Below are 26,674 nucleotides of genomic sequence, written 5' to 3'. Positions count from 1 at the left end.
GAACGAGGGGGTCCCGCTTCCTCGTTGTCCCCCGGCGGTGCGGTCCAACCGTGCGGGTATCCGTGTGGGCCGACGCTGATCGGCGGCACCGGCAGGTTCACGGTGTTGACAGCGGTGGCGATGGGCGCCGTGAGGTGGGAGAGGCGGTATGCCTGGTCTACGGCGGCGGGGAGAGGTCGGGGGGCCGGTGGCCTTTGGGCTGTGGTTCGCCGGTGTCCCGGCAGCGGGCGCCGCGATAGCGCACCACGCGGCCGGAAACCGGCGCCTTCCCCACGCCGCACCAGGAGGGTAGAGTGTCTTCCGGATGAATGCGAAGAGGCCCCCGACCGGTCGCGGTCGAGGGCCTCTTGCTGTGTGTCTACACCTGGTCGCGGCAAGCGGTGGCGAGCAGGGCCAGCCACTCCCGGCGCTCCCCGAACACCAGATACCCGGACTCCCTGTTCTGGGTGTCGCGGACAACAGCGCCCCTTTCCAGATCGGCAACCTCGACGCAGTTGTCACCGGACCCGCTGTAGGACGACTTGCGGAACGACAGGGTAGATGAATGCATGGGCGCGTCCTTGTCAGATGAGTGATTCCAGGTGGCTCACCGAGGCCTCTGGAGTCTCGGCAGCGCTACAGATGTGGCCGAAGATCCCGACGTAGTGCTGGATCGCTTCCGGCTGTTCCAGATAGAGATCTTCAGTTGCCGTCTCTATGTACACCAACGGCAGATCGGCGGGGTCAGGGAAGTCGAGAATCATAAAACTGCCGTCCATCGCAGCATGTGAACCCTGGTTGTCCCGGATCACTTGGATGTCGACGTTCGGCTGCTCCGCCATCTCCACGAGGTGCCGGATTTGTGCCCGCATCACCTCAGGGCCGCCCACCTGCTTTCGCAGGGCAGCCTCATCCACGATGGCCCATACCTGAGGGCCGTCCTCTGTGAGGATCTCCTGACGGCGCATTCGGCCAGCAACCTTGCGGTTGATGTCCTCGTCGGTGAGGACGCGCCCACCGCGCAAGATCGCCGCAGCGTATGCGGGGGTCTGGAGCAGGCCTGGGACCAGGAGCGCTTCGAAGGTGCGGATCATGGACGCGCCGGACTCGAAATCCGCCAACCCACCCCGGAGGACGTCGCGGAACTCGACCCACCAGCCACGTACACGGGCCTCACGTGCAAGAGACATGAGCGCTTCCCGCATGTCCTCGGGAAGCTCGTAGACCTCGGCGAGGTCTTTCATGTCCCTCGGTGAGGGGAGCTTCCACTCGTTGCGCTCCATGCGCGAGAGCTTCCCGCTGGCCCAGCCGAGCTGACGGTTCACGTCGTCGATTTTGAGGCCGCGATCCTCCCGTACACGCCGGAGCAGCGCGGAGAGTCTTCTCCGTCGCGCGCTGGGGCTGTACCTGCTGTCCGCCACCGTGTGTCACCTCCTGGCCTGCCGATCATATGGCCACGCAAGGGATTCAGACATATCGCCCACATGTGATTCGCATCTTGTGAAAAGCATGTCGCGTATCGCATCATGGTCTCACGCATTCATCCAGCCGCCCTCATCCAGCGGCGTTCCGTACCGGAGGTGTGCGCATGACGCGCTACCTGAACCCGTCCCAGCTCTTCGAGGTGAGGGCCCTCGCGGTCTCCTCGCTTCCCCGGCGGCCCCGCCGGGCCGCGCGTGTGCGCCGCTTCGCGCCCGCGGGCCGACACCACCGCTCGACCAGCACCGGCCCCGGTCGTGCGCCCCGCCCCGCACACCCCGCGCACACCGCGCGCCCGATGCCCCCGGTGTGGGCCGTGCACCCGGTGCCCCCGATGCTCGCGGCGCCCTCGGTGCCCCCGTTCCGGCCCGCGCACCCCGCCCGGCCGGTGCACCCCGTCCGACCGGTGCACCTGGTACTCCCTGTGCGCTCCGCTCACCCGGAGCGGCCGATGCCCTCGCTGTCGCCCACGCGTCCGGTGCCGCCGGTGAGCGCTGTGCGGCCGGGGCGTGAGGTGCTGTTCCGGACCCTGGTGGGGCTGGAGAACCTGGGGGTGTCCGCATGAGCGCCGACCACACCCTGGACCTGTGCGGGGACCGCTCCCTGGACCAGCGCGGACGCCCCCGCATGTGCTGGCTCGACCCCGGCCACACCACCAGTCACGCCGACTACCTCGGCAACCTCTGGGAAGACCGCGCCGCGATCCTGCACCGCCTGCGCACCCGCTGGGGCCACACCCACCAGATCAGCGTCACCGACACCGGCCTGTGGAAAGCCGTCGCCCTGGACCCGGGCGCCAAGTGGACCACCGAGGTCGAGTACACCCCCGCCCAACTCGTCCACCGCCTCCGCACCCGACGCGTACCCACACCACTCCCGCTCCCGTAGACCCCCGCCCGCCCGGAGACCCCCGTCCCGGGCGGGCGGGCACCACACGCCTCCTCTCGCTGCCTTCTCGCTTCTTCCCATCTCTGTTCTTCTTCCCGGGCGCGGCACGGGCCGCGGCCGAGCCACCGCATGCCACCCGTCCGTCCGCCGTCCGGCACAGCCGCAACCCCCGACCCGCAACCCACAAGGAATCAGGAGCCGATGCACACCCCCGAACCTCCCGCTCCGCCGCTGTCCACGAACCCGTCCCGGCTCGCGCCGCTGCCCCCGCACACGGACCCGCCCCTCCCCGAACTGGTCACCCCCGGCGAGGTCGCCGCCCTGTTCGGCGTGGACGCCAAGACCGTCACCCGGTGGGTACTGCGCGGCAAACTCCCCGGGGTGCGCACCCCCAGCGGACACCACCGCTTCCTGCGCACCGACGTCGACCGCCTCCTGCGCCAGGCAGGAGCCACCCCGTGAACCGCCCACAGCAGGTCCCCGAACCCCTGACCTCAGGCGAGGTCGCGCACATGCTCCGCGTCACCCCCGTCACCGTCGCCCGCTGGGCCGACACCGGCAAACTCACCTCCTTCCGCACCCTGGGCGGACACCGCCGCTTCCACCGCGCCGAAGTCGAAGCACTCCTCGTCCCCGAAACGGTCAGGACCACCAGCCCCGGAACGGGCTGACCCCCGCCCGCCCGGAGACCCCCACCGGGCGGGCCCACCCCGACAACCAGCCAGGGCACCCGCAGCCACCCCCGCACACACGACGACCGGAGAAGAGACCGAGCCCATGGGCAACACCCGCACCGGGCACCCCGCCCACCCCCGGAACCCACCCCTCCCACCACCCGCACCGACCGCACACAACCCGGCCGACCCCACCGACCCCGCCGACTTCACCGACCTGGCCGCCGCCGTCCGCACCCTGCTCGCCCTACGCCCCGACCTCGCACAGACCACCCGGACACCACCCCCGACACCACCGAAACCGCCGGGTTCGCCCGAACCACTGAACGGACCGGATCACCCGTGGCCGAGGACCTGGAACAGCCGACCGTCCTCGATATAGCGATCGTGATCAGCGCCTTCTCATGACCCGTGGGGAACGCGCTTCCTCCCTATCTCTCCCTTTCCCGCCCACGCACAGAAGTGCACTGGGGCCGGTAGACGGCGGTTCCAAAGCGGTGACTCCACCGGCCCGGCCGAACCAATGAGGTGAAACGCAATGCAGTGCATCGTCGGGGAACAGACTCCTCCAACGGATACGCACACCCCGTCAACACTGGTCCGAGGGCGAGCGCAGGCGCAGGCGAGGGTGCGACACCTGCGGGCGACCGACCTGGCGGCGGTGCTCCGGATCGCGGCGGGCGCGGAGTTCACGCTGAACAGCGGCGGACGGCTCGGCGGTGACCTGCTCTCCCCGGAGTCCTCCACAGCGCGTCGCCCGTGCCGGGCCACGTCGGGAGAACGACCCATGGGGCGGGTGATCCCGCTGCGCCCGGACCTCGCGGGTTGGGCCCGACCGCTGGCGGAGGGCGCGCCCCTGCGCCTGGTTCCGGGGCGCGGACGGCACCACCGGAAGGAGGGCCCGGTCCGCCTGCTCCTGACCGGCTACACCCACGAGGCGACGCGCCCCACCTCGATAGTGGTCACAGCCCGAGAAGGCGTCACCACCCAGGTCGTGGACGAGCCCCCGGTGCCCGCCGGCGAACCGGAGGTGTGGTCCGGCCTCCCGCGTCCGCGGCGAAGTGCCTCCCGGGTACGCACCTACGTCGCCCATCCCGGAGGTGACATGGCCCCGCTCGCCCTGGCCGTGCGCTCCTACCTCGCCCGGTAGGTGCGCTGAGATGTGCGCATCATGAGTTTGGGTCCATCCCGCGTGCACGGGGAGCAGCACACCGCGCACCCCTCACGAAAACCCCAGACGGGACCCACCACGCCTCGACCGATATTACGCACCAACTCATAAGAAATTAGTCAACCAAGCTTCCTCAGGGTGGAGAATAAGAAAGAACCCCCTCCTCAAGGAGAAGCCATGCGTTCTCGAACCACACCCCTTGCGTTCCTTTTGATACTTTTCGCACCTGCGTGTTCCGAATTTTCTGTTCCAGAACCGGACTTCGAGACCATTGTTTCCGAATGTGGACTCAGTCGACACAAAGCAGTCAGCGTGGGAGACAGCGGGGGGTCTCTAGCGGTCACGGCATTCAGCGGAGACCCCCTATCTCCTTCACTTCGCCAGCCCGAACAACTGGACTGCCTCTTGGAAGGCATCCAGACACCAGACCACGTGACGCGAAGCATGGACACCACTAGGGCTCTAGACGGTCGCCAGGATGCCTCATGGGATTTTCTGGCCCCTGAGGGAGATGCCGCCTGGGATGGCCAGGTGTCCGCCGAGTGGAGTTACCACCCGGACAGCGGTATGAACCTCATCGTGACGAAGAACCAGGAGTGAGACACCGTAGCGCCCAAAAGCTCTCGGAGGGCCATGAATGACGCGAAACAGGAACGCGCTGAAGAGGTTCTTTACCCAAGCCGATAGGAGCCCACTCTTAGGCTGCCGCAAGCGGGGATGCGGTCAACCGCAGGAAGGAACGGACGGTCACCCCATGGTGCGGCCACTCCCCACTTTTTAGCGTTGGCGACATGACTCCACCCCCGGAAACCGAGGCCCGGAACCACGACGCCTCTGCCCGCGCTCCCCTCCCGATCCGCGAGATCGCCGTGTTCATCGCCACCGCCTACGCCCTCGCCTGGGCCGTCCACCTCCCCCTCCTCCTGAGCGGCAACGGCCCGGACGACCCCTCCTACGGCCTGGCCGCCACGGTGTACATGTTCACCCCCGGCGTCGCGGCCGTCGCCGTCACGCTCCTGGTGTGGCGGCCTCGCCGCTTCGCCCGCGCCCTCGGGTTCACCCCACTCCGGCCCCTGCGGCGGGTGGGCGGCTACTCGCTGCTCGCCTTCGTCCTCATGCCCCTGCTCGGCCTCGCAGCGACCCTGGCCGCCGCTCTGGTGGGAGCGGTGAGGCTCGACCTGGTCGACTTCTCCGGCCTGCGCACGGTCCTGCCGGACCTCGTGCCCGACCTCGCGGCGACCATGCCCGCCACCGGCTTTCCCTGGGCCGCCTTCCTCGCGGCCCTGGGGCTGGCGATCCTCATGTCCGTCCCCACCCTCGTCCTCGCCTTCGGCGAAGAGGTCGGCTGGCGGGGCTACCTCCTGCCCCGCCTCCTCCCGATGGGCGTGTGGCCCGCACTGCTGGCCAGTGGCGTGGTCTGGGGCCTGTGGCACAGCCCCCAGCTCTTCATCCAGTACACGCACGGCGGGTTCGACGCGGGCCAGGTGGCCCTGTTTCTGGCCTTCTGCGTCGTCGCGGGCGTGATCATGGGCTGGCTCCGGCTGGCCTCGGGCTCGGTGTGGCCGGCGGTGATCGCCCACGGGGCCAACAACGCCCTCAACACGGTCGGCTTCCTCACTCTGGCCGCCGCCGACGCGGACACGAACTCCCTGCTGTACCCGGGCGGCCTGGGCGGCCTCGTCGGACTGGCCGTCCTGGCGGTGACGGCCGCCGTGCTCGCCCTGACGGGGCGGATCAGGGCGTCCGCGCCCAGGGGCTGAGTGTGACGGGCCCGGCGGGGCCCGTCACGCCAGGCCATCCCCGCGTGCGCGGGGAGCACATCCCGGCGACCACCTGGGCGATGCGCACCCAGGGACCATCCCCGCGTGCGCGGGGAGCACAGCCCGTGTCGGCGGTGGTGGACGTCGACGTAGGGACCATCCCCGCGTGCGCGGGGAGCACGTGAAGATCTTCGGGAACCCCGTCACCGTCAAGGGACCATCCCCGCGTGCGCGGGGAGCACTACAGCTGACGTACCCAGGAGTGCGGCACCTCGGGACCATCCCCGCGTGCGCGGGGAGCACGGCCCGTCCTGGGCGTGGGCGCGGGTGGTGGTGGGACCATCCCCGCGTGCGCGGGGAGCACGAGACGAAGCCCTCTACCTCGCGACGCTCCTCGGGACCATCCCCGCGTGCGCGGGGAGCACACGTTCGTGGTGCTGTTCCTGCTGGCGCCGGTGGGACCATCCCCGCGTGCGCGGGGAGCACCCGCGGAGGGGCCGGAGTAGCGGGTGAAGTCGGGGACCATCCCCGCGTGCGCGGGGAGCACAGTAAATGACCTGGGCGAATACCGCGCGAGACCCCCCGATTTTACAACTTCCCAAGAAACAGACAAAACGCCCAGGCGCCAATAACGCCCCCCCGAGTTTTGTACCGGACGGGCAAGAGCGCGACAACGGCCAACCGGACGAACCCTCCCTCAGCACAGGGCTCAACGCGCACAGATTCATCAACCAGGAGCCTTCACACGAACAGCGGACCCACCAGCCCGCGCGGCGGCGGAACCCATCCCGCGAAACCCCTCCGCCCCCGCCTCCACCTGCGCTTCGCGTCCATCCCGGCTTCCTGGCGCTACCCCGTCGAGCACTGGTCCGCCGAGCGCCGCGCGTCTTCGCCAGGCGACGGCCCGCCTGCGGCCTCTTCCGTTCTGTGCACAGCTTGTTTTACGATGCGAACATTGAGATCGTAATACGAACAAGGCCGCAGGCCGCGGCCGAAGCGGCGGGAAGGCACGGGAGTGGCGATCAGTTACGAGTTGCTGAAGACGGTGACCTCCCAGATGTACGCACGGTCGTTGCGCCACGTGCCCGTCGAAGCCCAGCGGGCGCTGAGCAAAGCCAGCGCCGACGAGCCGGACCCGCTCGCGCGTCGGACGCTCGACTTGATGATCGACAGCGCCCAACAGGCGCAGCAGCGCGACCACCTGCTGTGCTCGGACTCGGGAATCCCGACCTACGCGTTCAAGATCGGCACGCGGGTCGACTTCGAGGGCGACGTGAAGGCCGCGGTACGCGACGGGTTCCACGAACTCGCCGCCACCAGCGATCCACCGCTGTTGAAGCACGTCACCAACCCGCTGACCAACGAGCGCGGCTATGAAGGCAAGGACATGCCCATCATGAGCTTCGACCTCATCGACGGGGCCGACCACGTCGAGATCGTCTGCTCGCCCAAGGCCTTGGGGACCGGGCGGTGGTCCACCTCCGAGATCCTCATCTCTCCGACCCTTCAGGAGATCGAGGAATTCGTCCTCGACGCGGTCGTGCGGGCAGGCTCCCAGGCGTGCCCGCCGATGATCGTCGGGGTGGGCATCGGGGGCACCTTCGAGCATGCCGCGCACATCGCCAAGGAAGCGATTCTGCGTCCCATGCGGGAAGAGGCCGCGAATCCCATCGTGAGGGACATGGAGGAACGGCTCCGCGACGCCATCAACGCCACCGGGTTCGGACCCATGGGGACCGGCGGTCGCACGACGGCGATGGCCGTACACGTCAACTACTCCTCCGGGCACGGCTTCACACCCGTCGCGGTGAACTTCAACTGCTGGATCGATCGACGCTACGGGGTCCGCATCGGCAACGACGGCACGGTCACCCACGATGTCTGAAGAGCAACCGCGACGGGCCTTGCGCGAGCACCACCTCACCCTGCCGCTCACACCCGGGATCACCGACGACGTGCTCGCCGGCGACATCGTCCACCTCAGCGGCGAGGTGGTGATGTCGATCGGCCTGCCGACCTTTCGCCGGCTTCGCCAGGAGCTGCACGACGGTGTACCCCCGCCGCTGGACCTGCGCGGCGCCGCGCTGATGCACATCAGCAGCTCGGGGCGGCGCCTGGACGACGGAACACACGAGCTGGACTACATCAACACCACCACGACGACCCGCTTCGACGACGTCATGCCGGACCTCATCCGCGGATACGGGCTCTCCGTCGTCGGCGGCAAGGGCGGACTCGGAGAGGAGTCCGTCCGAGCGATGCGCGAGACCGGCACGATCTACCTCTCCATACCCGGCGGGGGCGCGACACTGCTCTCCAGCGCGGTCCGTGAGGTCGTCGAGGTCCACTGGACCGAGTACATCTGGCAGTTCCAGCTCATCAAAACCCGTTTCGAGGAACTCGGACCCCTCACCGTGGGAATCGACGCACACGGCACCAGCCTCTACAGCGACCTCAAAAGCAAGGCCGAAAACCGCCTCCCCGCCATCCGCGCGGCTCTCAGTGCCCGCAGAGAGGCCGATCTACGGGCCCGACCATGAGCTACAGGGGCAAGGCCGAAGCCGGGCGAGGGTGCGGCCCCGAGGAGCCCCGCTGTTTCAGAGCAGGCTTTGAACCCGCCTGACTCACGCGGCCGATCGCACCTCCCGACGCGCCGCCCATATCTCCGCAGGCGTTCAGCGACCCGGTGTTCCGAGTCGTGAGTTCGGTTGCGGCCGCAGGGCGAGGCAGTGCCCGGACCGCAACCGCTGCCGCTGGAGCCGTCCGGTCACGAAGACCGCCGACGACATCCCCGACGCCCTCGCCGCGTACCGCACACGGATCGACGACCCGGGACACCGGTGGGCCGGGGCGGAACCCTGTTCTCGGTTGCACGCCGAGGTCATGACGCGTGCGGGGCGGGGTGCCGAGAGTTGCACCTTCCGTAACGTCATGTGGTTCGGTGGGCGCACGCCCCGCCCCACCGAGGAAGGCCCCGCCCATGTATTCGTCCTTTGTTCCGCCGCGCAAGGTGAAGATCGGTGACGCGGCATCGTTCGTCGGCACCACACCGCGGGCGATCCGCCACTACCACGAGATCGGCCTGCTCCCCGAGCCCGAGCGGGGCGGTGACGACCGCCGCCGCTACGGCTACGAAGAAATGATCCGGCTGCTGTGGATCCGCAAGATGGCCGACGCGGGGATCGCCCTGGACGACATCCGTGACGCCTTTGCCGACACGGCTCCCGCCGACACCGGTACGGGCGCCGACGCGGAGGCCGACACCGACCACGGTGTCGCGGGTGTCCTGGGACGGCTGGAGGAAGCCCTCACCGCCCGGGAGGCGGAACTACGGCGGCAGCGGGCCGCCGTGCAGCGCATGCGAACCCTGGGCAACAGGATGGGCCTGCTCTCCGACTTCGTCACCGACCGCTTCACGGGCCTGCCGGAGGGCTCCCTGCGCCAGACGGACCTGGACACCCTGCTGGTCACCGAACGGCTCTTCGGCCCGCTCGGTGCGGCCGTACAGGCCAGTCGTTTCCTCGCCTTGGCCGCCCACCCGGATCTACGTGAGGAATCCGACCGCGTTGACGCCGCCGAGGAGGCGCTCGACGACACGGTCGCCGTCGACGACCCCCGCGTGGCACAGGTGGCCGCCGAACGGCACGCCTTCGAACTGATGCTGCACGCCGCCATCGATGATTCCGACCTGGCGGAGAGCGAAGAGGCGCTCTTCGACTCCTGGGATGCCCTGCACCCCGACACCGCCGGTGAAGGCGGGGACGAGACCGGTCAGGACTCCAGCAGGACGAAAAAGACCATGGGTTTGGTGGAAGCCGTCGGAAAGATGCCGTACGACTTCTCCCCGGCCCGCCTGCGGTGTATGGAGCTGGCCTTTGAAATGACCGTCCAGGAGTCACCCGCTCCTTGAGCGAAGCCGGGTGTCTCGGGCCGGGGGTTCCGTCAGGACATCCGGCGGGGTGAGGTGCGGGCCGGGGGTGGATCGCGGGCGGTTCACTGGGGCCTTGTAGGTGCCGTGGGCGTCCGGCACGAGGAGCCGTCCCCGCGTGCGCGGGGAGCACGTAACCCTTGGCCTCGTCCACGAGGACGGCCGGGGACCATCCCCGCGTGCGCGGGGAGCACACAACCTTCGTGGCCGCCATCGCCATCCTGGAGGGACCATCCCCGCGTGCGCGGGGAGCACTGGTACGCGGCCATACGCACACCAGTGAGAGCGGGACCATCCCCGCGTGCGCGGGGAGCACTGCGGCTTGCCCTTCAGGCCGATCGCGCCCCCGGGACCATCCCCGCGTGCGCGGGGAGCACTAACCGGCGATGTTCACCAGAGCCCGTTCGACGGGACCATCCCCGCGTGCGCGGGAAGCACAGTAAATGACCTGGGCGAATACCACGGGAGACCACCCGATTTTACAACTTCTCAAAAAACAGACAAAACACCCATGCGCCAACAATGCCCTTCCGGGTTTTCTACCGGATCGGCAGGACAACGACAACAGGCGTCCACCTGCGGACAACACCGCCGGCGGGAGACCACCGCCCACCCCCACCCACCCCACCCGCTCGGGTCACGGCCCGGCTCACTTCCGGCCGATGGTGTCCAGCTCGGCCAGGTCCTCCCCCGACAGCTTCAGTCCGGCCCCGGCCGCGTTCTCCCGCAGGTGCGCGACCGACGACGTCCCCGGAATCAGCAGGATGTTCGGTGACCTGTGCAGCAGCCACGCCAGCGCGACGGACAGGGGCGCCGCGTCCAGCCGGGCCGCCACCGCCGACAGCGCCGACGACTGCAACGGGCTGAACCCGCCCAGCGGGAAGAACGGCACGTAGGCCACCCCTTCGCCTGCCAGCCGGTCGACCAGCGCGTCGTCGCCCCGGTGCGCGAGGTTGTACATGTTCTGCACGCTCACGACCGGCGCGACGGCCTGCGCCTCGGCCACCTGCGCGGCGGTCGCGTTGCTCACCCCCAGGTGGCGGACGAGACCCTCCTCCCTCAGGTCCGCCAGGGCGCCGAACGCCTCGGCGACCGGCCCGTCCACGGGCCCGGTGGCGTCACCGACGCGCAGATACACCAGGTCCAGCACCTCCACACCGAGCGACTCCAGGTTCTCCTCCACCTGTCGGCGCAGCTCCTCCGGCCGCCGGGCCACCGGCCACCCTCCCTGCTCGTCCCGCCGCGCGCCGACCTTGGTCACCACGTGCAGCGACTCCGGGTAGGGGCTCAGCGCCTCGCGGATCAGGCGGTTGGTCACGCGGGGCCCGTAGGCGTCGCTGGTGTCGATGTGCGTGACCCCGAGGTCCACCGCCTCGCGCAGGACGGCGACCGCACCGTCGTGGTCGGCGGGCGGCCCCATGACCCCCGGGCCCGCCAGCTGCATCGCGCCGTAGCCGAAGCGGCCGACGGTCAGGTCGCCCAGCGTCCAGGTGCCGCCGGGAAGCGAAGGGGAGAGCGCGCTCATCCCTACCTCTTTCGTGTCCGTGCCAGGGGTGGTTCCTCGTGGAGCCCTTCTCCATACTGGTCAGGTACCTTCCCGACGGGAAGTAGGCACCTCAAGGTGCCCTGGTGAGGTCCAGGAGACGGGAGCGGGCGATGGGGACCACGACGGCGGCCCAGAAGCGGGCGCAGGCCAAGACGGAGTACAACGCGTTCCTGGACGTGTGTCCGAGCCGGAAACTGCTCGACCGCATCTCCGACAAGTGGGTCGCCCTGGTGCTGTGCGCGCTCGGCGGCGGGCAGGACGCGCGGGGCCCCCGGCCGATGCGGTTCTCGGAGCTGGCGCGCACGCTCGCGGGCGTCAGCCAGAAGATGCTCACCCAGACGCTGCGCTCCCTGGAGCGCGACGGGCTCCTCACCCGGACCGTGACCCCCACCGTGCCGGTCACGGTCACCTACGAGCTGACCCCGCTGGGCCTGTCGCTGCACGAGCAGGTGCGCGGCCTCAAGGCCTGGGCCGAGGCGAACATGGGCGAGGTGCTGGGCAACCGCGAGGCGCACGACGCCCGCACCGCCTAGGTTCCGGAGCCGGGCGGGACCGGGCAGGGCCCGGGGCGGACCGTCGGTGCCGCGCGGTAGCGTTCCGGGCGAAGCGCTCCCCTGCCCCCACCCCACCCCCTGGCGGTCCCCGGTGAAGACGACGACGATCGTGATCCTGCTCGGAGCCGCCGTCGCGGTCGCCGGGGCGGCGGCCGGCCTGCTGCCGGTGGCGACGGAGACCGCGTCCGGCTGCGGATCGGCCTTCTTCCCCGCGCCGATGTACTTCGACTCCGGGGTCCCCGGGCAGAGCTGCCCGGAGGCGGTGGCGGCCCGGGGCCTGCTGGCGTGGCCGGCGCTGGCCGCCGGGGCACTCCTCGCGCTCGGGGCCGCGCTCGTCCGCGCGGCGGCCGGCCGCGGGAGGGGCGGTACCGCGACCTGAGCCGCGGAGCCCCCGGGCGGGACGGGCACGGGCGCCGTCCCACCACGACGGGGTTCGGGCCTACAGGGGCGCGTCGTCGACCTGGATGTCCCACTGCACGTTGGCGCCATCGACGACGGTGGTCGTGACGGTGACGCCGTAGTTCATGCCGCCGTCCACGAGGTTGCAGCGGATCTCCGCGCCCACCTGCGCGGGCAGGCCCTGCGAGCAGGTGAGGTCCTCGGGTGCCTGGCCCACCACCTCGGCCAGCGCGTCGGACGACTTCTGCGCGACCTCGTCGGCGGGCACGGTGCCGTCGACGGCCGCGGCGGTGGTGCCGCCGCCACCGGAGGGCTGGCCCCCGGCCGCGGGCTCCCCCGCGCCGGAGTCCTCGGCGGCGGTGTCGTCCGCGGCGCCGTCGGATGCGACCTGGTCGTCGACCACGACGTCCCACTGCACGTCGCTCCCCTCCACCGAGGTCACCGTGACGGTCGCGCCGATGGTCTCGCCGCCGCTGGTCAGCTCGCAGCGGATCTCCGCGCCCACCTCCGCGGGGAGGTCGTCGGCGCAGGTGAAGTCGTCGGGGGTCTGGCCGACCTCCTCCGCCAGCATCTCGCTCGACCGCTCGGCGACCACCGCGGCCTCGACCGCGCCGGGACCACCGAAACTGAACGAGCAGCCGGTGGCCAGGAGCAGGGGAAGTGCTCCGAGAACGGCTCCGGTGATGACTCGATTACCTCTGACCTGCCCCATCGCGGTCTCCTCACATCTGCGGGAACATGCCCCCGAACAGACTGCGGACCGCGACCCGGGGTTCCAGGGCCGCATATTTCTATATGAATCTGTGGCCTTACAAACCTTTTGTCACTATTTCCGTCACGGGCCGCACACTTAAAGTCAACACTGTTGACATCTGCCGACCGCCTCAGCGGGGCGGGTCACGGCGGGCCGGGGTCGAAGACCGCGTGGGTGCCCACCCGGCGCCACACCACGTGCGCCTTGCCAGGGCGGCGCTCGTCCCCGTACTGCCACGTGGCACGCCCGTCCGGCGCCCAGGTCATCTCATAGACCCCGGGAGCGCCCTGTACACCCTTGACCCGCAGGCCCGGCCGAAAGCGGCCGGCCTCGACGTCAGGAGCGAACTCCTCGGTGACGACCTTGCGGAACCGGGCCGCCTGCTCCCTGGTCAGCTTCTTGAAGTCGGCCCGGAAACGGGGGGTGACGGAGAACGTGGCCACGGACTCACTGCTCCTCTTCCAGAGCGTCGAACATCGATTCCGCGTCGTCGAACTCCTCGGTGCGGCCCTCGGCGATCTGTCCGCTGGCCTCCCGCTCACCGTGCTGCCACCCCGGGTCCCAGAACCACGCCTGGTCCGTGGGAACGACCGTCATCCCGCGCAGCGTGACCCGACCGTCCTCGGTGATGGCGAACTCGACCTCGTCGCCTTCCCGCACGTGCAGGGCCTCCGCGACCTCGCGGGGCAGGGTGAGCTGGTTCTTACGGCGCATCATCGCGCGTCGGCGCTTCTCCTTGGTCTGACTCATCGATCGACTCCTCGGGTGGGGACCACTTCCAGGTTCGGCCACCATCGCGTCGGAGTCAAGGAATTTCAGAAATTCGGGAAGTCTGACTTTCCGACCCGTAGGCGGCGGAGCGGGTGTCGGGGGGAGCGCCTATGATCCGGAGGCCCCGGCACCCCCGGCACCGCTCCCCCGAGAACAAGGACGACATGGCCGACCGAAGACAGTGCATCCTCGTGGACATCGACGGCACCCTCGCCCTGCGCGAGGGCGAGTACGCGCGCGGGCCCTTCGAGTGGCACCGGGTGGGCGAGGACTCCCCCAACACGAACGTCATCGAGGTGGTGCGGCGCCTCGCGGCCGGCGGGCTCGACGTCGTCTACATGTCCGGGCGCAGCGACGAGTGCCGCCGGGAGACGCTGGCCTGGCTCGACGAACACGTCGGGGTGGCGGGCGACCTCCACATGCGGCGCAGGGGCGACTTCCGCTCGGACGACACCGTCAAGCGCGAGCTGTACCGCGGGCACGTGCGCGACCGTGCCGACGTCCTGTGCGTGCTGGACGACCGGGACAAGGTCGTCCGGATGTGGCGCGAACTCGGGCTGACCGTCCTCCAGGTCGCCGAGGGCGACTTCTGAGGAGGGCCCCGGCCGGGAGCGCGTCCGCCGCCGCGCACGGCCACGACATGCGCGGACCCCGGCCGCCCGCACCGCACGTGAGGCGCGGGAAGGCGGGTCCGGGGCTTCGGGCCCGAGGGTCCGGGCCCGAGGAGCAGGGAGCCGGGATCGGAACTCCGCGTACCGGGAGCAGGGGACCGCGCGCCGGAGGCGAGCGCGCCCCTACACCGTCCGGTGCCGCCGCTCCGCCAGCGCCGCGTGCACCGACGCGATGGCGCTGGCGCCCTCGCCCATGGCCGCCGCGACCCGCTTGATCGACCCGGTGCGGGTGTCCCCCACCGCGAACACCGAGGGCGCGCTGGTCTCGAACGGCAGCGGCCCGCGCCCCAGCTTCTCCCACACCGGCCCCAGACCCGGTTCGGCCAGGGAGGAGTCGGTGCACACGAACCCGCTGCGGTCCCGGGTGACCCCGTCCAGCCACCCCGTGGCCGGGCTGGCGCCGATGAAGCAGAACAGGCCGCTGGTCGGGCGGGCCGCCTCCCGCCCCGTGCGCCGGTCGGTGAGCACGACCTCCGCGAGCTTGCGGTCGCCCTTGAGCCCGGTGACCTCCGTGCCGGTGTGCACGGTGACGTCCGGGTGGTCGTGCAGGCGCGCCACCAGGTACTCCGACATCTTGGCCGACAGGTCCGGCCCGCGGACCACGAGGTCGACGCGGCTGCCCCGGCCCGCCAGGTACAGGGCGGCCTGCCCCGCCGAGTTCGCGCCGCCCACCACGGTGACCGGGTGCCGGGAGCAGGAGCGCACCTCCAGCTCCGTGGCCGCGTAGAAGATGCACCCCGACTCCTCGAAGTCGGCCCACCCCTCCAGCGGCAGGGTGCGGTACCGCGCGCCGGAGGCCACCACCACCGCCCTGGTGTCGATGCGGCTGCCGTCGGCCAGGTACAGCACCGGGTCGGGGCCGGTGGTGTCGAGCCGCTCGACCCGGCAGGGCATGTACATCTCGGCGCCGAACTTGAGCGCCTGGATCGACGACAGCCGGGTCAGCTCCTCTCCCGCGATGCCGTGCGGGAAGCCCGGGTAGTTCTCGATCCGGGAGCTGGACGCCGCCTGCCCGCCGGCGCCCAGGGCGTCCAGGACGACGGTGTTGAGCCCCTCCGAGGCCCCGTAGAGCCCGGCCGCCAGCCCGGCGGGGCCGGCGCCCACCACCACGAGGTCGACGTCCTTGCAGCTGGGGCGGTAGGCCTTGCCGATGCGCTCGGCCAGGATGCCGGGGGTGACGTTGCGCGTCACCTGCCCGGCGAACACCACCGCCGGGAGGTCGTCGCCGCGCAGGCCGACGGTGTCGAGCAGCCGCCGGCCGTCCGGGGAGTCGGCGTCGTGCCACGCGTAGGGCAGCCGGACCCGGGCCGCGTAGGTGCGCAGGGCCAGGGTGGCGGACGACATGTGGTGCCCGACCACGTCGACGGGGCGGACGACCTCGTGCAGGTACTCCCGGCGGACCAGCAGGGCCTCCAGCACGATGTCGGACAGCTCCACCTCCTCCGCCATCATCGTGCGGAAGCGGTCCTTGGAGAGGCGGTGGACGCGCCCCGGCGCCACCACCCGGACCGTCACGAACGCCATGTAGTTGCCGAGGAGGTTGACCTCGCCCAGGAAGTCCCCCGGCCCCATGGTCATGACGACCTCCTCGGGGCGGTCGAAGGACGCCTCGCGCACGATCTCGACGTGGGCCTCGTCCAGGACGACGAGGTCGTGCTCGAAGTCGCCGGAGCGGGTGAGCACGTCGCCCGCCGCGACCTCCTGTTCGACCCCGTAGGAGCGCAGCCGGTCGAACCGGGCGAAGTCCAGCCGCGGACGCAGCCGCTCCATCGTGCCCTCGTGTGCGGACCAGCCCATGTCGGTGTCCCCCTCCGCCCTCGGTCCCCCTCTTCCTACCCCCTGGGAGGGCGGGGCGCCAGGGTCGGCGCGGGCGCGCGCACCGGTCGGCGGGACGGCCGCGCGGGCGCCCCCGTCGCCCCGGTCAGTCCGCGCGCCCGCGCTCGACGGCCTCGTAGAGGGCGCGGATGTTGCCGCTGCCGAAGGTGGTGGCCCCCAGGCGTTCGATGACCTCGAAGAAGACCGTGTTCCTGGGGTGGGTGGAGCGGGCGAAGATCTGGAAGAGCTGCCCGTCGTGGTCCTCGTCCACCAGGACGCCGAGGCCGCGCAGGGCCTCCACGGTGTGTCGGCGCAGGTCCAGGCGCTCGGCGAGCAGCCGGTAGTAGGCGTCGGGGGCGTCCAGGAAGGAGACGCCGCGCTCGCGCAGCAGCCCGACGGTGCCGGTGATGTCGGCGGTGCCCAGGGCGATGTGCTGGACGCCCGGCCCGCGGTGGTCGCGCAGGAACCCGTCGATGTGGCCGGGCTCGGCGCCGGGGTCGGGCTCGATGAGCGTGAGGGTGGCGTCGCCGCCGTCGGAGCGGACGATGGCCGAGACCATCGCCTGGGCGCCGACGGCGATGCGCTCCTCGAAGATCGTGGAGAAGCCCAGGACCTCGCGGTAGCGGGCGACGGTCGGGGCCAGCTCCCCGGCGGGCAGGCAGACGGCGACGTGGTCCACTGCCTCCAGGCCGAGGTCGGCGGGGACTCCCGCGACGGGGGTAAGGCCGGGCGGCAGGTCCCGGCCGGGCGCCCGTGCGACGAGGGTGTGGGCGACGTCGCCGAACCCGGCGACGGCCGCGGTGGCGACGCCGTCGCGCTCGGCGGGGGCGGCCAGGGAGCGGGCGCCGCGGGCGACCGCGAGGTCGTGGGCGGCGCGCGGGTCGGCGACGCGCAGGGCGATGTCGGCGACGCCGTCGCCGTGCTCGCGCACGTACCGGGCGGCGGGGTGGTCGTCGGTGAGGGGCTGGGTGAACAGCATCCGGACGGTCCCGGCACCGACCAGGACGGAGCGCTCCCCCTCGGCGCGGGACCCCTCGGCGAGCACCGCCATCCCGTAGTCCTCGCGCATGCGGTGCGCGGACTTGTCCGCGTCCGCCACGTGGAAACCCAGGTGGTCGATGGTCGCGCCGGACAGTGCGGTCACGGTGTCTCCTTGGGCAGGGCCGTCGGGGACCCGCAGCGTAACGGCTCAGGCGCCCCGGGCCGGGGACCCCGGGAGCCGTGCGTTTCCCTCCCGAACGGGGGCGCGCCGGTCCCTTTTCCCGCGTGTCCGTTTCCCTCGTGTCCGTTTCCCGCGCGGCCGGGCCGGGCCGCCCGCCCGGGGCCGTCGGCACTGCATCCCCGGTCCGCGGGGGCCGGCCCCCGCGGACCGCACAACCAACGAAACGGGCGTATCAACTCCTCTCCCGGGGGAAGCGCCTTTTTTTCGGAACCGGATCGGCGATAGGGGTCCGAACCCGAAAAGCCGTTTTCCGGATTCGCCCACCGGGACCGGAGGTACACCGGGATACTGGCCGCCATGAGCGTGAGGAGGCAGTAGGTCTGTCATGACCACCAGGCACCAGGACACCCCGGAACGGCTCCTGACCGCGGACGACCTGGAACGCACGCCGGACGACGGGCGGCGGTACGAACTGGCCGACGGGCGGCTTGACGTGTCGCCCGCCCCGAAACCGATCCACACCCGTGCGGCCAGCCGTCTGTCCGCACATCTGAACAACGGCTGCAACGGCGAACTTGAGATCCACGATGCCCCCGGCATCGACCTCAACGGGGACCGGACCCGGCACCGCCTCCCCGACCTCGCCGTGTTCGACGTGCCGCTCCCGGAGAGGGGGTACTTCTCGGTCCCGCCGCTCCTGGTGGTGGAGATCGTCTCCCCCGAGAGCGTCATCCGCGACACCCACACCAAGCGGGCCGAGTACGCCGCCTTCGGCATCCCCACGTACTGGATCGTCAACCCGCTGTCCGACAAGGCTGGCCTGGTGGAGCTGCGCCTGGAGGACGGCCGGTACCAGGAGGCGGCCCAGGCGCACGGGGAGGACGTCTTCACCACGGACTTCCCCTTCGCCCTCACCCTGGTCCCGCACTGGCTGACGGCGGACGGGCCGTGGATGAGGAACATCGGCGGGGACGCCCCCGGCCGGGAGTGACCCCGGGAGCCGTGCGTTTCCCTCCCGAACGGGGGCGCGCCGGTCCCTTTTCCCTCGTGTCCGTTTCCCGCGCGTCCGGGCCGGGGCCGCCCGCCCGGGGCGGGGCGGGCGGCGGCGGGGCCGTGTCACGCCACGGCCGTGCCCTCCAGTTCGACCAGCTGGCCCGGCACCGCGAGCCTCGTCACGCCGAGCATCGTGGTGGGCGGGGCCGCACCCGCGGCTCCCAGCCGCGACGCCAGCACGCCGTAGTGCCGGAGCAGCAGGTCCACGTCCAGGGTGTGGACGTTGAGGCGGACGAGGTCGGCCAGGGCCATGCCGGCCCCGCCGAGCACGGCCTCCAGGTTGTCCAGGCTCAGCGCCAGCTGTGCCGCCATGTCCCCCTCGTGCAGCGGCGCGCCGTCGGCGCCCATGGCGGTCTGGCCGGAGCAGTACAGGGTCCGGGTGTGCCCCGAGACCAGCTCACCCTGGTTGAACCCCATCTCCAACGACCACTTGACCGGATTGACCGCGGTGCGTTCCATCGCGTCGGCTCCCTTCGATGCGTCACGACAGCGGGATCACGGCCCCTCCGTACCGGCGTGCGCCGGCTCCGGGGCCGTGCGGACGAGGCTTCCGGAAAATCACGACGTCCTCGGTCGTGTATTCGGTAGATTCCGCGTATGCGCGCGGACCGGTTGATCTCCTTGGTGCTGCTGCTGCGCCAGCGCGGACGCATGACGGCGGACGCCCTGGCCCGCGAGCTGGAGGTGTCCACGCGCACCGTGCTGCGCGACATCGAGGCGCTGTCCGCGTCCGGCGTGCCGGTGTACTCCGAGCGCGGGCGCCACGGCGGCTTCGCGCTGCTGCCGGGCTTTCGGACCGAGCTGGCCGGGCTGAACCACGACGAGGCCCTCGCCCTGCTCACCGCAGGGGCGGCGCGCGGCGGCCGGGACCTGGGCCTGGGCCCGGAGCTGGCCTCGGCCCTGCGCAAGGTGGTGGACGCGCTGCCCGAGCGCCACCGGGCCACCGCGAGCGAGGGGGCCGGGCGTTTCCTCGTCGAGCCGGAGACCGACCTGCTCTCGCGGCCGACGGACGTCGAGCCGGTGCCCGGGCCGGTACTGGGCGAGGTCCGGCGCGCGGTCCTGTCCGGGAACCGGCTGCGCATCCGCTACGCCGCCGCGGACCAGGAGCCGCGGTGGCGCACGGTGGACCCGCTCGGCCTGGTCACCGTTCGCGGCCGGAGGTACCTGCTGGCGACGCGGTCGGGCGCGGACCGCACCTACCGGCTGTCGCGGGTGTCGGACGCCGCACGGCTCGCCGAACCGGCGCGCAGACCGGAGGCGGTCGACCTGGAACAGGCGTGGCGGGAGCGGTGCGCCCGCTTCCTGTCCGGGGACCACCTGGCGGTCCGGGTCCGGGTGGACCCGGCGCGCCGGGAGGAGCTGCTGGACACGGCGGTGGCGGTGCGCGCGGAGGAGCCCGGCGCGGACGGCGGGCTGCTGCTGGAGGTGACCTTCCAGGACGCGCGGCACGCCGAGTGGGCGCTGTGGCGGCTCGGCACGGACGTGGAGGCCCTGGCCCCGCCGTCGCTGCGCGCCGCCCTGCGCGAGCGCGCCGCGGCGCTGGCCGCCCGGTACGGGGACGGGTCCGCTGGAGCGGACGCCTAGCGGGGCGGCGGGGCGGCCCCCGGGCCGAGCGGGCCCGTGGGCCGAGCGGAGGCGGGAGTCCCCGGGAAAGCGGAAAACGGGGAACCGGGAGGCACACCGGTCCGAAAGGCGTGCGGGGCAGAGATGTCCGCGGGGCCGGGAAGGGATCACCGGGAGACGCGCGGAGGCCGGGGCCACGCCGAACCGGGGGCGCGCGGACCAGAGGAGCCCGCGGGGCCGGGAGACGCACGAGGCCGGAAAGCCCGCGGGGACCGGGGACCGGGGACCGCGCGGGTGCCCCTCAGGCGGCGCGGACGAGGTGCTTGAAGACCTCCCGGCGGTGCCATCCGGCGTGGTCGGCGTCGACCGGCGGGGTGCCCTCGGCCAGGAGCAGGCCCCGGCCGGCGAGGCCGGTGACGATGCGCTCGGCCTCGGCGGAGCGCGGCTCGAACCGGGGGGACACGTCCAGGGTCAGGTCCGGGGTGAGGCCGATGACGCCCCGGTCGAAGAGCAGGTGGTGGTTGGCGCACAGGGCCAGGCCGTTGTCGACGGTGTCGGGTCCGGCCTGGGACCACCAGCGCACGTGGGCGGCCTCCAGTCCGGCGGGGACGCCGTCCATCAGCCCCTCGTAGCCGCAGAACGCGCACCGGTGCCCGTACGCCGCCAGCACCGCCTCCCGGAACCGCGGGTCGCGGTCCGCGGACGCCGCCCACCGCCCGGGGACCAGGGCGAGCCCGGCCAGGGCCAGGACCTCCCCGTGCAGGGAGGCCGGGAAGTTCGCATCGAGCAGCAGGCGGGCGGCGCGGGTGCGCAGGCCCGGGTCCGCTTCCAGGGCCCGGGAGAACTCCGGGGTGAGGCTCCCCCGCGCGCCGCCGGCCCGCAGGGCGGAGGGGTCGGGCCGACTGTCCCGCCCGTCGTCGGTGGCGACCCGCCACAGGCCGTCGTCGTGGGCCAGGTGGTGGAAGGGCTGCGCCGGGTTGGGGCGCTTGACCGGAGGGGCGAACTCCTCCAGCAGCAGCCGCAGCCGGTCCTCGGCCGCGCTGTAGAGGATGGGCGCGGCTCCGTGGCGCTGGTGGTGCCCCAGGGCGTACAGCAGCAGGAGGGGCTTGTGCGGGGCGCGTGTATCACCGCTGCGACCCTGCCTGATCCCGCCGATCCGCCCATCCCAGTCCACGGCTCCCCCGGCCGTGGGTCCGGGGTCGGCGGCGTCTGTGACAGGAGGCATAGGGGCGAGGCTACCCCGTGCGGAAAGACGCCGATGCCGCCTCTGACACAGGCCGCCCGGGGCTTTTCCCCTCCCCTCTGGGAACAGGGGTTCCGCTGTGGCGGACGGGGAACGAGGGGGGCCGAACGGCAAAGCGGTGTGACCCTCGGGATACAGACATGCCCGACGATTCGTCCTACGATTGCAGGCGTGCCGGAATCCAACCGCGGCGTCGCCCTCGGGGCGGGCGCCTTCCTCCTGTGGGGCTTCGCGGCCCTCTACTGGCCCTTCCTCTCCGCCGCCGCACCCGCCGAGATCCTCGCCCACCGCATGGTGTGGTCGCTGCTGGCGATGGCGGTCGTCCTCGTGCTCGCCCGGCGCGGCTGGAAGTGGCTGCCCGGGGTGATCCGGAGCCCGCGCCGCCTGTTGCCGGTGGCCGCCGCCGCGGTGCTCATCGCCGTCAACTGGTGGGGGTTCATCTACGCGGTGTCGACCGTGCAGACCCTCCAGGCCTCGCTGGCGTACTTCATCAACCCGCTGATGTCGGTATGCCTGGGCGTGCTGGTGTTCTCCGAGCGGCTGCGCGCCGCGCAATGGGTCGCCGTGGGACTCGGAGGGCTCGCGGTCGTGGTGATGACGGTGGGCTACGGCGTCACGCCGTGGCTGGCGCTGGTGATGGCCTCGTCGTTCGCCGCCTACGGCGCGGTGAAGAAGTACGTGGACCTGGACGGCGTGCAGAGCCTCACCGTGGAGACCCTGGTGATGTTCCTGCCCGCGCTGGGCTACGTGCTGTACCTGGAGTCCTCCGGGGCGGGGACGGCGCTCTCGGTGTCGCCCGCGCACACGGCGCTGCTGGTCGGCGGCGGTTTCGTGACGGCGCTGCCGCTGCTGATGTTCGGGGTGGCGACCCGGCGGGTGCCGCTGAGCGTGATCGGGATGCTCCAGTACATCGCCCCCACCCTGATGTTCCTGATCGGCTGGCTGGTGCAGGGCGAGGAGATGCCGCTCGCCCGGTGGGCCGGGTTCGCACTGGTGTGGCTGGCGCTGTGCGTGTTCGTGTTCGACCAGCTGCACGGCGCCCGCGCGCGGTCGGTGCTGCGCCGGAGGGAGCGCGAGGCGGAGCGCACGCGCGAGCGGGAGGACGGGCCGGCCGGGGAGGACGGGCCGGGGCGGGGATCCGCGCCGGAGCCAGACCCCTCGCAGGGCCGGCCGACGGACCGGCCCGCCGCGGAACCCTGCGACTGACCCGGGTTTCCCCGGTTCCGGAGAACCGAAACTACGATCCGTGACATTGTGCTAACGTCGAGTCGCGAACCGGGCCCCTTCCGGTTCCCGACGGTCCGCACGTCACGGAGGGCACTCCCATGTCCCGCACCAGCCGCACGGCACGCGCCCCGCGCGCTGCCGCGGTGGTGCGCGCGCCCTCCCTCCTGCTGCTGCCCCTGCTGTTCGGGGCGGCCCTGGCCGCCCTGTGGCTGGCGGGCACGCCGTCCGCCCACGCCGACACCGCCGGGCCGCTGGGCCTGGACCGGGGCGCGGCCTCCCTGGGCGCCGGGCTGACCGGGGGCCTGGAGCCCTCACTGGAGTCCGGGGTCGCCGAGGTCACCGCGCCCGTCACGAACACCCTGGGCACCGTCCACCGGAGCCTGGAGGAGCGGACCTCCTCGGCCCCCTCCGTGCTGTCCGACCCCGCCGTCGCCGAGGTCGGCGAGGGGGTCCGCGAGGGCGCCCGCCGGGTGGTCCGCGAACTGGAGGCGGCCGACCAGGACCGCGCCGAGAACCTGGTGGCGCACATCGCCTCCACCCGCGTGGCACCCGCCGAGCCGGAGGCCGCCGCGGCCGACGGCGGCGGGACCGCCCGCCCCGCCGCGGACCGCGCCGGGCGCGGGGAACACGGCGGGGACCGGACCGGCGCCGGTGCCGACGGGCACACCGCCGCGGGCACGGTGCCCGCGTTCGGGGCCCCTTACCGCCCCGCCGGGGCGGTCGCCGACGCCGCGGCCGTGGACGAGCACCGCCCGGCCGCGCCGGCCGAGCGCGAGGTCTCCGCCGCGCCCAAGCTCTCCACCGGGTCCGCCGCGCCCTCCGGGGCCGCGGGGGCGCCCGCCGTCGCCGGGTACCTGACCGTGGTCCCCGTCACCGCACCCGCCGCCGACGCGCTCTCGACCGCGATCGACGCCGTGCACCCGGTGCCCGCGGGCGCCGCGGACGACCCCACGGTCTCCCCCGACTAGGGACGGTCCCCTTCCGAGGACCCGTTCCCAGCCGCTCCACGCTCTGGGAGCTGACCTGAGTCCCGTGCCCCGTACCGCCCCGCCGCGGTCCCGCTCACGTGATTCACGTCAGCCGGTGGTCCACCGGCTCCCGGCAGGCCGCGACCCGATGTCGCGGCGGCCCCGAACCACTCCGCAACCACAGAGCCTTCCGAAAGGAATCCCATGTCGCAGGCCAAGAGCATCTCAGCCAGGGCCGTCCTGCTCGCCGCCGGAACGGCGGGCTTCGTCGCCCTCGGCGCCGGTGTCTCGGGCGCCGAGGCGCTCTCCTCCCCGGTCGCCGAACTCGCCCCCGTCGTCGAGCGGACGCTCGTGGAGGGCGTCGCCCCGACCATGAACACCGCCTTCCCCGGCGGGGTGGGCCCGGTCGCCGGGACCGCGCTCGCCGAGCTCCAGGAGACCTCCCGCAACCCCGAGAAGCCCGCCCCCGACCTGGCGGCGGCGCTGCCCGCCGGTGAGTCGGAGATCGCCACCCCGCTCGGCGGGATCGCCAACCCGACCGCTGCGCTGGCCGACGCGGTCGCCGCGACGCAGGACGCCACCGGCCTGGACGGCAACCCCCACGACACCATCGGGCACGACCTGGGCGCGGCGGTCGAGCGGCGGGCCACCGAGGCGGGCGAGGAGTTCGGGACCACGGCGCAGAGCGCGGGCGGGTCCCTGGAGGAGACCGCCTCGGAGGTGCTCCCCCACACGGTGGTCGCGGTGCACGACCTCCGCGACGAGATGGGCGTCCCCACCGTCTCGGACCTGCCCCGGCCCGCGGAGCTGGTGCAGGGCCTGGACGCCTCCCGGCTGCCCGACGCCGGCGCCGTCACCGAGTCGGTCGACCTGTCCGACCCCACCGCGCTGACCCGCGAGAACAGCCTGGGGATCAACGAGGTCCTGGACGTGGCCCCCGCGCTGCCCGCCCCGGGAACCGTGCGGCAGAGCGCCGAGGACGCCCAGGCGCCCGTCGTCCCGAACATGTGGGACTTCGCCCACGCGTTCGGGCTGGAGACGCCCAAGGCCCTCCAGGACGTGGTGGAGTCCAACCCGGTCACCGACGACAACTACGTGAGCCTGGGCGAGGAGGAGGTCCTGGGCGCGGTCGGCAACCGCAACCTGGACGAGAGCATCACCTCGCTGCCCGTGCGGGAGCAGCAGAGCCGGCCGCAGCTGCCCGAGCTGTCCGGGGGCCCGGCGGTCGTGCAGACGCCCTCCGTCGCGCAGATGCCCGACGCGGAGCAGGTGCCGGGGCTGACCGACCTCACCAACGCCCTGATGACGGGCGCCTCCGACCTGGGCTCGGCCGAGACCGTCGCCCTGGACGGCCCGCTGGCCGACGCCGAGCTGCCCCGGGTGGGCACCGGCGTGCCCGCCGTGGACGAGACCCTGCCGCAGCTGGCCGACACCTCGTCGCTGCCCACCCTGGCGGAGGGGCCGGACATGACCACGGTGGAGGACCTGGTGGCCGGGCTGAGCCGCGGCCCCGCGCTGCTGGAGGACCTGGACACCAGCGACCTCGTCGCCATCGAGGGCGGCACCGCCGAGGCCCCGCCCACCCCCGAGGGCATGGTGTCGCACCCGACCTTCCTGAACCCGCTGCCCGGCTCCGAGGCGCTGCCCCTCGTGAGCTAGGCGGCTCCCCCCGGGCACCGCACCCGCCCGGGACCGGGGCGCCCCCGACGCGCCCGGGGGCGTCCCACCGCTCTTTCCCGCAGGCCCGACGGCGCCGCTCCGGCGGCGCCGTCGGCGTGTCCGGGGAGGTGTCGCCGGGCCGCGGCGGGACGGGCCTCCACGGGGGCCGCGCGGTGGCGCGGAGGGCGGGACTGCGCCGGGCCCGGGGCGCCCGGAACGGGAACGGCGCCGGCCCCTCGCGGGGCGGCGCCGTGGCGGTGCGTCAGGGCGCGGCGGCCCGGGGGTCAGCCGGAGCGCTCCACGACGTAGTCGCACAGGGCCTCGAACGAGTCGCGCGCCGGGCCCGCGGGCAGCGTGGCCAGCTCGGCGCGGGCCTTGTCGGACCAGCCGCGGAGCGTCTTCTCCGCCTCGGCCATGGCCGGGTGGGCGCGCAGCAGCTCCAGCGCCTCCTCGGCCTCGGTGTCGTCCAGCGGCCGGCCCAGCAGCGACTTGAGCCGCTCGTCGGCCGGGTCGGTGGAGCGCAGCGCGTAGAACATCGGCAGGGTCAGCACGCCCTCGCGCAGGTCCGTGCCGGGCACCTTGCCGGACTCGCGGGACTCGGCGGCCACGTCGATGAGGTCGTCGGCGAGCTGGAAGGCCATCCCCAGCGCGTCGCAGGCGCGGGTCAGGGTCGCGGTGGTCTCCGGGTCGACCTTGCCGAACATGCCGCCGAACTCGGCGGAGGAGGCGATGAGGGAGGCCGTCTTGTCCCCGATGACCCGCAGGTAGTGGTCGAGGTGGTCGACGCCCTCGGGCGGGCCGGAGGTCTCCAGGATCTGCCCCTGGACCAGGCGGCCGAACGTCTGGGCCTGGAGGCGGACCGCCTCGGTGCCCAGGTCCGCGAGGATCTCCGACGCCTTGGCGAAGACGTAGTCGCCGGTGAGGATGGCGATGGTGTTGCCCCAGCGCTGGTTGGCGCTGGGCCGGCCGCGGCGCAGCTCCGCCTCGTCCATGACGTCGTCATGGTAGAGCGTCGCGACGTGGGTCAGCTCGACCACGGCGGCGGCGGGGACGAGGTCGGGCATGTCGGGATCGCCGAAGTGGGCGGCCAGCAGCACCAGCATCGCCCGGAACCGCTTGCCCCCGGCCTCCAGCAGGTGGGAGGCGGCCTCGGTCAGCATGGGGTCGCTCGACCGGACCGACTCCCTCAGGAGGTCCTCGACCTTTTCGAGACCGTCCTGGACCTCCCGGGCGAGGGTCGAGTCGACTCTCGGCAGAGCGAGAAACCCGCTCGGGACAGCACCGCTCACCGTAAAGCTCCACCTGTCGAACGGGCACGGCGGCGACCGCTCGGCGGGCGCCGCGTGCTCAGCACATGAACATGATCCGACTTGCCACGGTATCCGACCGGGAATGATCATCCAAAGCCAC

At 72.3% G+C, this 26,674-nt stretch carries 27 protein-coding genes and 2 CRISPR repeat arrays; of the genes, 16 read left to right on the top strand and 11 right to left on the bottom strand.

Going from position 1 to position 26,674, the window contains the following annotated elements; genetic code table 11:
* Window positions 1-358: 358 nt before the first annotated feature.
* Together BUE45_RS26490 and BUE45_RS26485 are read right to left on the bottom strand one after the other, a co-directional pair.
* Window positions 359-550, bottom strand: a complete 192-nt coding sequence (locus BUE45_RS26490) for a DUF397 domain-containing protein (protein WP_073383193.1) — start codon at window positions 548-550, stop codon at window positions 359-361.
* A gap of 13 nt (window positions 551-563) precedes the next feature.
* Window positions 564-1,400, bottom strand: coding sequence for a helix-turn-helix domain-containing protein (locus tag BUE45_RS26485; RefSeq protein ID WP_084737914.1), 837 nt, complete (start codon window positions 1,398-1,400; stop codon window positions 564-566).
* Window positions 1,401-2,019: 619 nt separating this feature from the next.
* On the opposite strand from BUE45_RS26485, the gene BUE45_RS26475 reads away from it, so the two are divergent.
* The 8 genes from BUE45_RS26475 (at window position 2,020) to BUE45_RS26435 (ending at window position 9,861) form a co-directional block, all read left to right on the top strand.
* Window positions 2,020-2,346, top strand: a complete 327-nt coding sequence (locus BUE45_RS26475; RefSeq protein WP_073383188.1) for a hypothetical protein — start codon at window positions 2,020-2,022, stop codon at window positions 2,344-2,346.
* A gap of 201 nt (window positions 2,347-2,547) precedes the next feature.
* Complete coding sequence (locus BUE45_RS33600) at window positions 2,548-2,808, top strand: helix-turn-helix domain-containing protein (protein ID WP_084737911.1); 261 nt, start codon at window positions 2,548-2,550, stop codon at window positions 2,806-2,808.
* Window positions 2,805-3,017, top strand: coding sequence for a BldC family transcriptional regulator (locus BUE45_RS26465; RefSeq protein WP_073383187.1), 213 nt, complete (start codon window positions 2,805-2,807; stop codon window positions 3,015-3,017). The genes BUE45_RS33600 and BUE45_RS26465 overlap by 4 nt, the downstream gene beginning before the upstream one ends.
* A 631-nt stretch (window positions 3,018-3,648) precedes the next feature.
* Complete coding sequence (locus BUE45_RS26460) at window positions 3,649-4,170, top strand: hypothetical protein (RefSeq protein ID WP_143173490.1); 522 nt, start codon at window positions 3,649-3,651, stop codon at window positions 4,168-4,170.
* A gap of 812 nt (window positions 4,171-4,982) precedes the next feature.
* The gene (locus tag BUE45_RS26450; RefSeq protein WP_073383183.1) at window positions 4,983-5,951 is read left to right on the top strand and encodes a CPBP family intramembrane glutamic endopeptidase; all 969 of its coding nucleotides are present in this window, start codon (window positions 4,983-4,985) and stop codon (window positions 5,949-5,951) included.
* A 30-nt stretch (window positions 5,952-5,981) separates the two neighbouring features.
* A CRISPR array of direct repeats spans window positions 5,982-6,498; the repeat unit is 29 nt; unit sequence GGGACCATCCCCGCGTGCGCGGGGAGCAC.
* 468 nt (window positions 6,499-6,966) lie between these two features.
* Entirely contained in the window at window positions 6,967-7,836 is an 870-nt protein-coding gene (locus tag BUE45_RS26445; RefSeq protein WP_218619593.1) for a fumarate hydratase, read from the top strand.
* Window positions 7,829-8,491: a fumarate hydratase C-terminal domain-containing protein gene (locus BUE45_RS26440; RefSeq protein ID WP_084737909.1), complete on the top strand. Its 663-nt coding sequence runs from the start codon at window positions 7,829-7,831 to the stop codon at window positions 8,489-8,491. The genes BUE45_RS26445 and BUE45_RS26440 overlap by 8 nt, the downstream gene beginning before the upstream one ends.
* 440 nt (window positions 8,492-8,931) lie before the next feature.
* Window positions 8,932-9,861, top strand: a complete 930-nt coding sequence (locus tag BUE45_RS26435) for a MerR family transcriptional regulator (protein ID WP_073383177.1) — start codon at window positions 8,932-8,934, stop codon at window positions 9,859-9,861.
* A gap of 122 nt (window positions 9,862-9,983) precedes the next feature.
* A CRISPR array of direct repeats spans window positions 9,984-10,317; the repeat unit is 29 nt; unit sequence GGGACCATCCCCGCGTGCGCGGGGAGCAC.
* 211 nt (window positions 10,318-10,528) lie between these two features.
* Here BUE45_RS26435 and BUE45_RS26430 read toward each other — a convergent pair.
* Complete coding sequence (locus BUE45_RS26430; protein WP_073383175.1) at window positions 10,529-11,404, bottom strand: oxidoreductase; 876 nt, start codon at window positions 11,402-11,404, stop codon at window positions 10,529-10,531.
* 131 nt (window positions 11,405-11,535) lie between these two features.
* On the opposite strand from BUE45_RS26430, the gene BUE45_RS26425 reads away from it, so the two are divergent.
* Both BUE45_RS26425 and BUE45_RS26420 read left to right on the top strand, forming a co-directional pair.
* Complete coding sequence (locus BUE45_RS26425; RefSeq protein WP_073383172.1) at window positions 11,536-11,958, top strand: winged helix-turn-helix transcriptional regulator; 423 nt, start codon at window positions 11,536-11,538, stop codon at window positions 11,956-11,958.
* A 112-nt stretch (window positions 11,959-12,070) separates the two neighbouring features.
* Window positions 12,071-12,358, top strand: coding sequence for a hypothetical protein (locus BUE45_RS26420; RefSeq protein WP_143173489.1), 288 nt, complete (start codon window positions 12,071-12,073; stop codon window positions 12,356-12,358).
* A 60-nt stretch (window positions 12,359-12,418) separates the two neighbouring features.
* Here the strand turns inward: BUE45_RS26420 and BUE45_RS26415 are convergent, their stop codons facing one another.
* The 3 genes from BUE45_RS26415 to BUE45_RS26405 all read right to left on the bottom strand — a co-directional run bounded on the left by BUE45_RS26415 (window position 12,419) and on the right by BUE45_RS26405 (window position 13,882).
* Window positions 12,419-13,090 carry a DUF4333 domain-containing protein gene (locus BUE45_RS26415; protein WP_073383167.1) on the bottom strand — a complete coding sequence of 224 codons (672 nt, stop codon included), beginning with the start codon at window positions 13,088-13,090 and terminating at the stop codon, window positions 12,419-12,421.
* Between the two features lie 185 nt (window positions 13,091-13,275).
* Window positions 13,276-13,575 carry a hypothetical protein gene (locus BUE45_RS26410; protein ID WP_178378661.1) on the bottom strand — a complete coding sequence of 100 codons (300 nt, stop codon included), beginning with the start codon at window positions 13,573-13,575 and terminating at the stop codon, window positions 13,276-13,278.
* 4 nt (window positions 13,576-13,579) lie between these two features.
* On the bottom strand, window positions 13,580-13,882 hold the full coding sequence (locus BUE45_RS26405) for an AbrB/MazE/SpoVT family DNA-binding domain-containing protein (RefSeq protein ID WP_245833485.1): 303 nt from the start codon (window positions 13,880-13,882) through the stop codon (window positions 13,580-13,582).
* 131 nt (window positions 13,883-14,013) lie between these two features.
* Between BUE45_RS26405 and BUE45_RS26400 the strand changes: the two genes are divergently transcribed.
* Window positions 14,014-14,496 (top strand): phosphatase domain-containing protein, encoded by a 483-nt coding sequence (locus tag BUE45_RS26400; protein ID WP_218619592.1) that lies wholly within the window; start codon window positions 14,014-14,016, stop codon window positions 14,494-14,496.
* 201 nt (window positions 14,497-14,697) lie between these two features.
* Here BUE45_RS26400 and BUE45_RS26395 read toward each other — a convergent pair whose 3' ends face one another.
* Both BUE45_RS26395 and hppD read right to left on the bottom strand, forming a co-directional pair.
* Window positions 14,698-16,371 carry an FAD-dependent oxidoreductase gene (locus BUE45_RS26395; protein ID WP_084737907.1) on the bottom strand — a complete coding sequence of 558 codons (1,674 nt, stop codon included), beginning with the start codon at window positions 16,369-16,371 and terminating at the stop codon, window positions 14,698-14,700.
* A gap of 124 nt (window positions 16,372-16,495) precedes the next feature.
* Complete coding sequence (gene hppD, locus BUE45_RS26390) at window positions 16,496-17,533, bottom strand: 4-hydroxyphenylpyruvate dioxygenase (RefSeq protein WP_073383165.1); 1,038 nt, start codon at window positions 17,531-17,533, stop codon at window positions 16,496-16,498.
* Between the two features lie 403 nt (window positions 17,534-17,936).
* Here hppD and BUE45_RS26385 point away from each other — a divergent pair, with 403 nt between their 5' ends.
* Entirely contained in the window at window positions 17,937-18,542 is a 606-nt protein-coding gene (locus BUE45_RS26385) for a Uma2 family endonuclease (protein ID WP_073383162.1), read from the top strand.
* A gap of 125 nt (window positions 18,543-18,667) precedes the next feature.
* Here the strand turns inward: BUE45_RS26385 and BUE45_RS26380 are convergent, their stop codons facing one another.
* Window positions 18,668-19,063: a RidA family protein gene (locus tag BUE45_RS26380; RefSeq protein WP_073383159.1), complete on the bottom strand. Its 396-nt coding sequence runs from the start codon at window positions 19,061-19,063 to the stop codon at window positions 18,668-18,670.
* A 138-nt stretch (window positions 19,064-19,201) separates the two neighbouring features.
* On the opposite strand from BUE45_RS26380, the gene BUE45_RS26375 reads away from it, so the two are divergent.
* Window positions 19,202-20,188, top strand: coding sequence for a helix-turn-helix transcriptional regulator (locus BUE45_RS26375; protein ID WP_073383157.1), 987 nt, complete (start codon window positions 19,202-19,204; stop codon window positions 20,186-20,188).
* A 280-nt stretch (window positions 20,189-20,468) separates the two neighbouring features.
* On the opposite strand, the gene BUE45_RS26370 is transcribed toward BUE45_RS26375, so the two are convergent.
* Window positions 20,469-21,341, bottom strand: a complete 873-nt coding sequence (locus BUE45_RS26370; RefSeq protein ID WP_073383155.1) for a phosphorothioated DNA-binding restriction endonuclease — start codon at window positions 21,339-21,341, stop codon at window positions 20,469-20,471.
* Between the two features lie 240 nt (window positions 21,342-21,581).
* Here BUE45_RS26370 and rarD point away from each other — a divergent pair, with 240 nt between their 5' ends.
* The 3 genes from rarD to BUE45_RS26355 all read left to right on the top strand — a co-directional run bounded on the left by rarD (window position 21,582) and on the right by BUE45_RS26355 (window position 25,264).
* Window positions 21,582-22,616: an EamA family transporter RarD gene (rarD, locus tag BUE45_RS26365; RefSeq protein WP_073383152.1), complete on the top strand. Its 1,035-nt coding sequence runs from the start codon at window positions 21,582-21,584 to the stop codon at window positions 22,614-22,616.
* Between the two features lie 119 nt (window positions 22,617-22,735).
* Window positions 22,736-23,605, top strand: a complete 870-nt coding sequence (locus BUE45_RS26360) for a hypothetical protein (protein ID WP_073383149.1) — start codon at window positions 22,736-22,738, stop codon at window positions 23,603-23,605.
* Between the two features lie 204 nt (window positions 23,606-23,809).
* Window positions 23,810-25,264 (top strand): hypothetical protein, encoded by a 1,455-nt coding sequence (locus BUE45_RS26355; protein WP_073383147.1) that lies wholly within the window; start codon window positions 23,810-23,812, stop codon window positions 25,262-25,264.
* Window positions 25,265-25,548: 284 nt separating this feature from the next.
* Here BUE45_RS26355 and BUE45_RS26350 read toward each other — a convergent pair whose 3' ends face one another.
* Window positions 25,549-26,553, bottom strand: a complete 1,005-nt coding sequence (locus tag BUE45_RS26350; protein WP_073383144.1) for a polyprenyl synthetase family protein — start codon at window positions 26,551-26,553, stop codon at window positions 25,549-25,551.
* Between the last annotated feature and the right edge of the window lie 121 nt (window positions 26,554-26,674).

It is taken from the genome of Nocardiopsis flavescens (assembly GCF_900141985.1).
GTDB classification, from domain to species: Bacteria; Actinomycetota; Actinomycetes; order Streptosporangiales; family Streptosporangiaceae; genus Nocardiopsis; species Nocardiopsis flavescens.
Note: the sequence above shows the minus strand (reverse complement) of the source record. Positions and strands in the feature narration are given on the sequence as shown.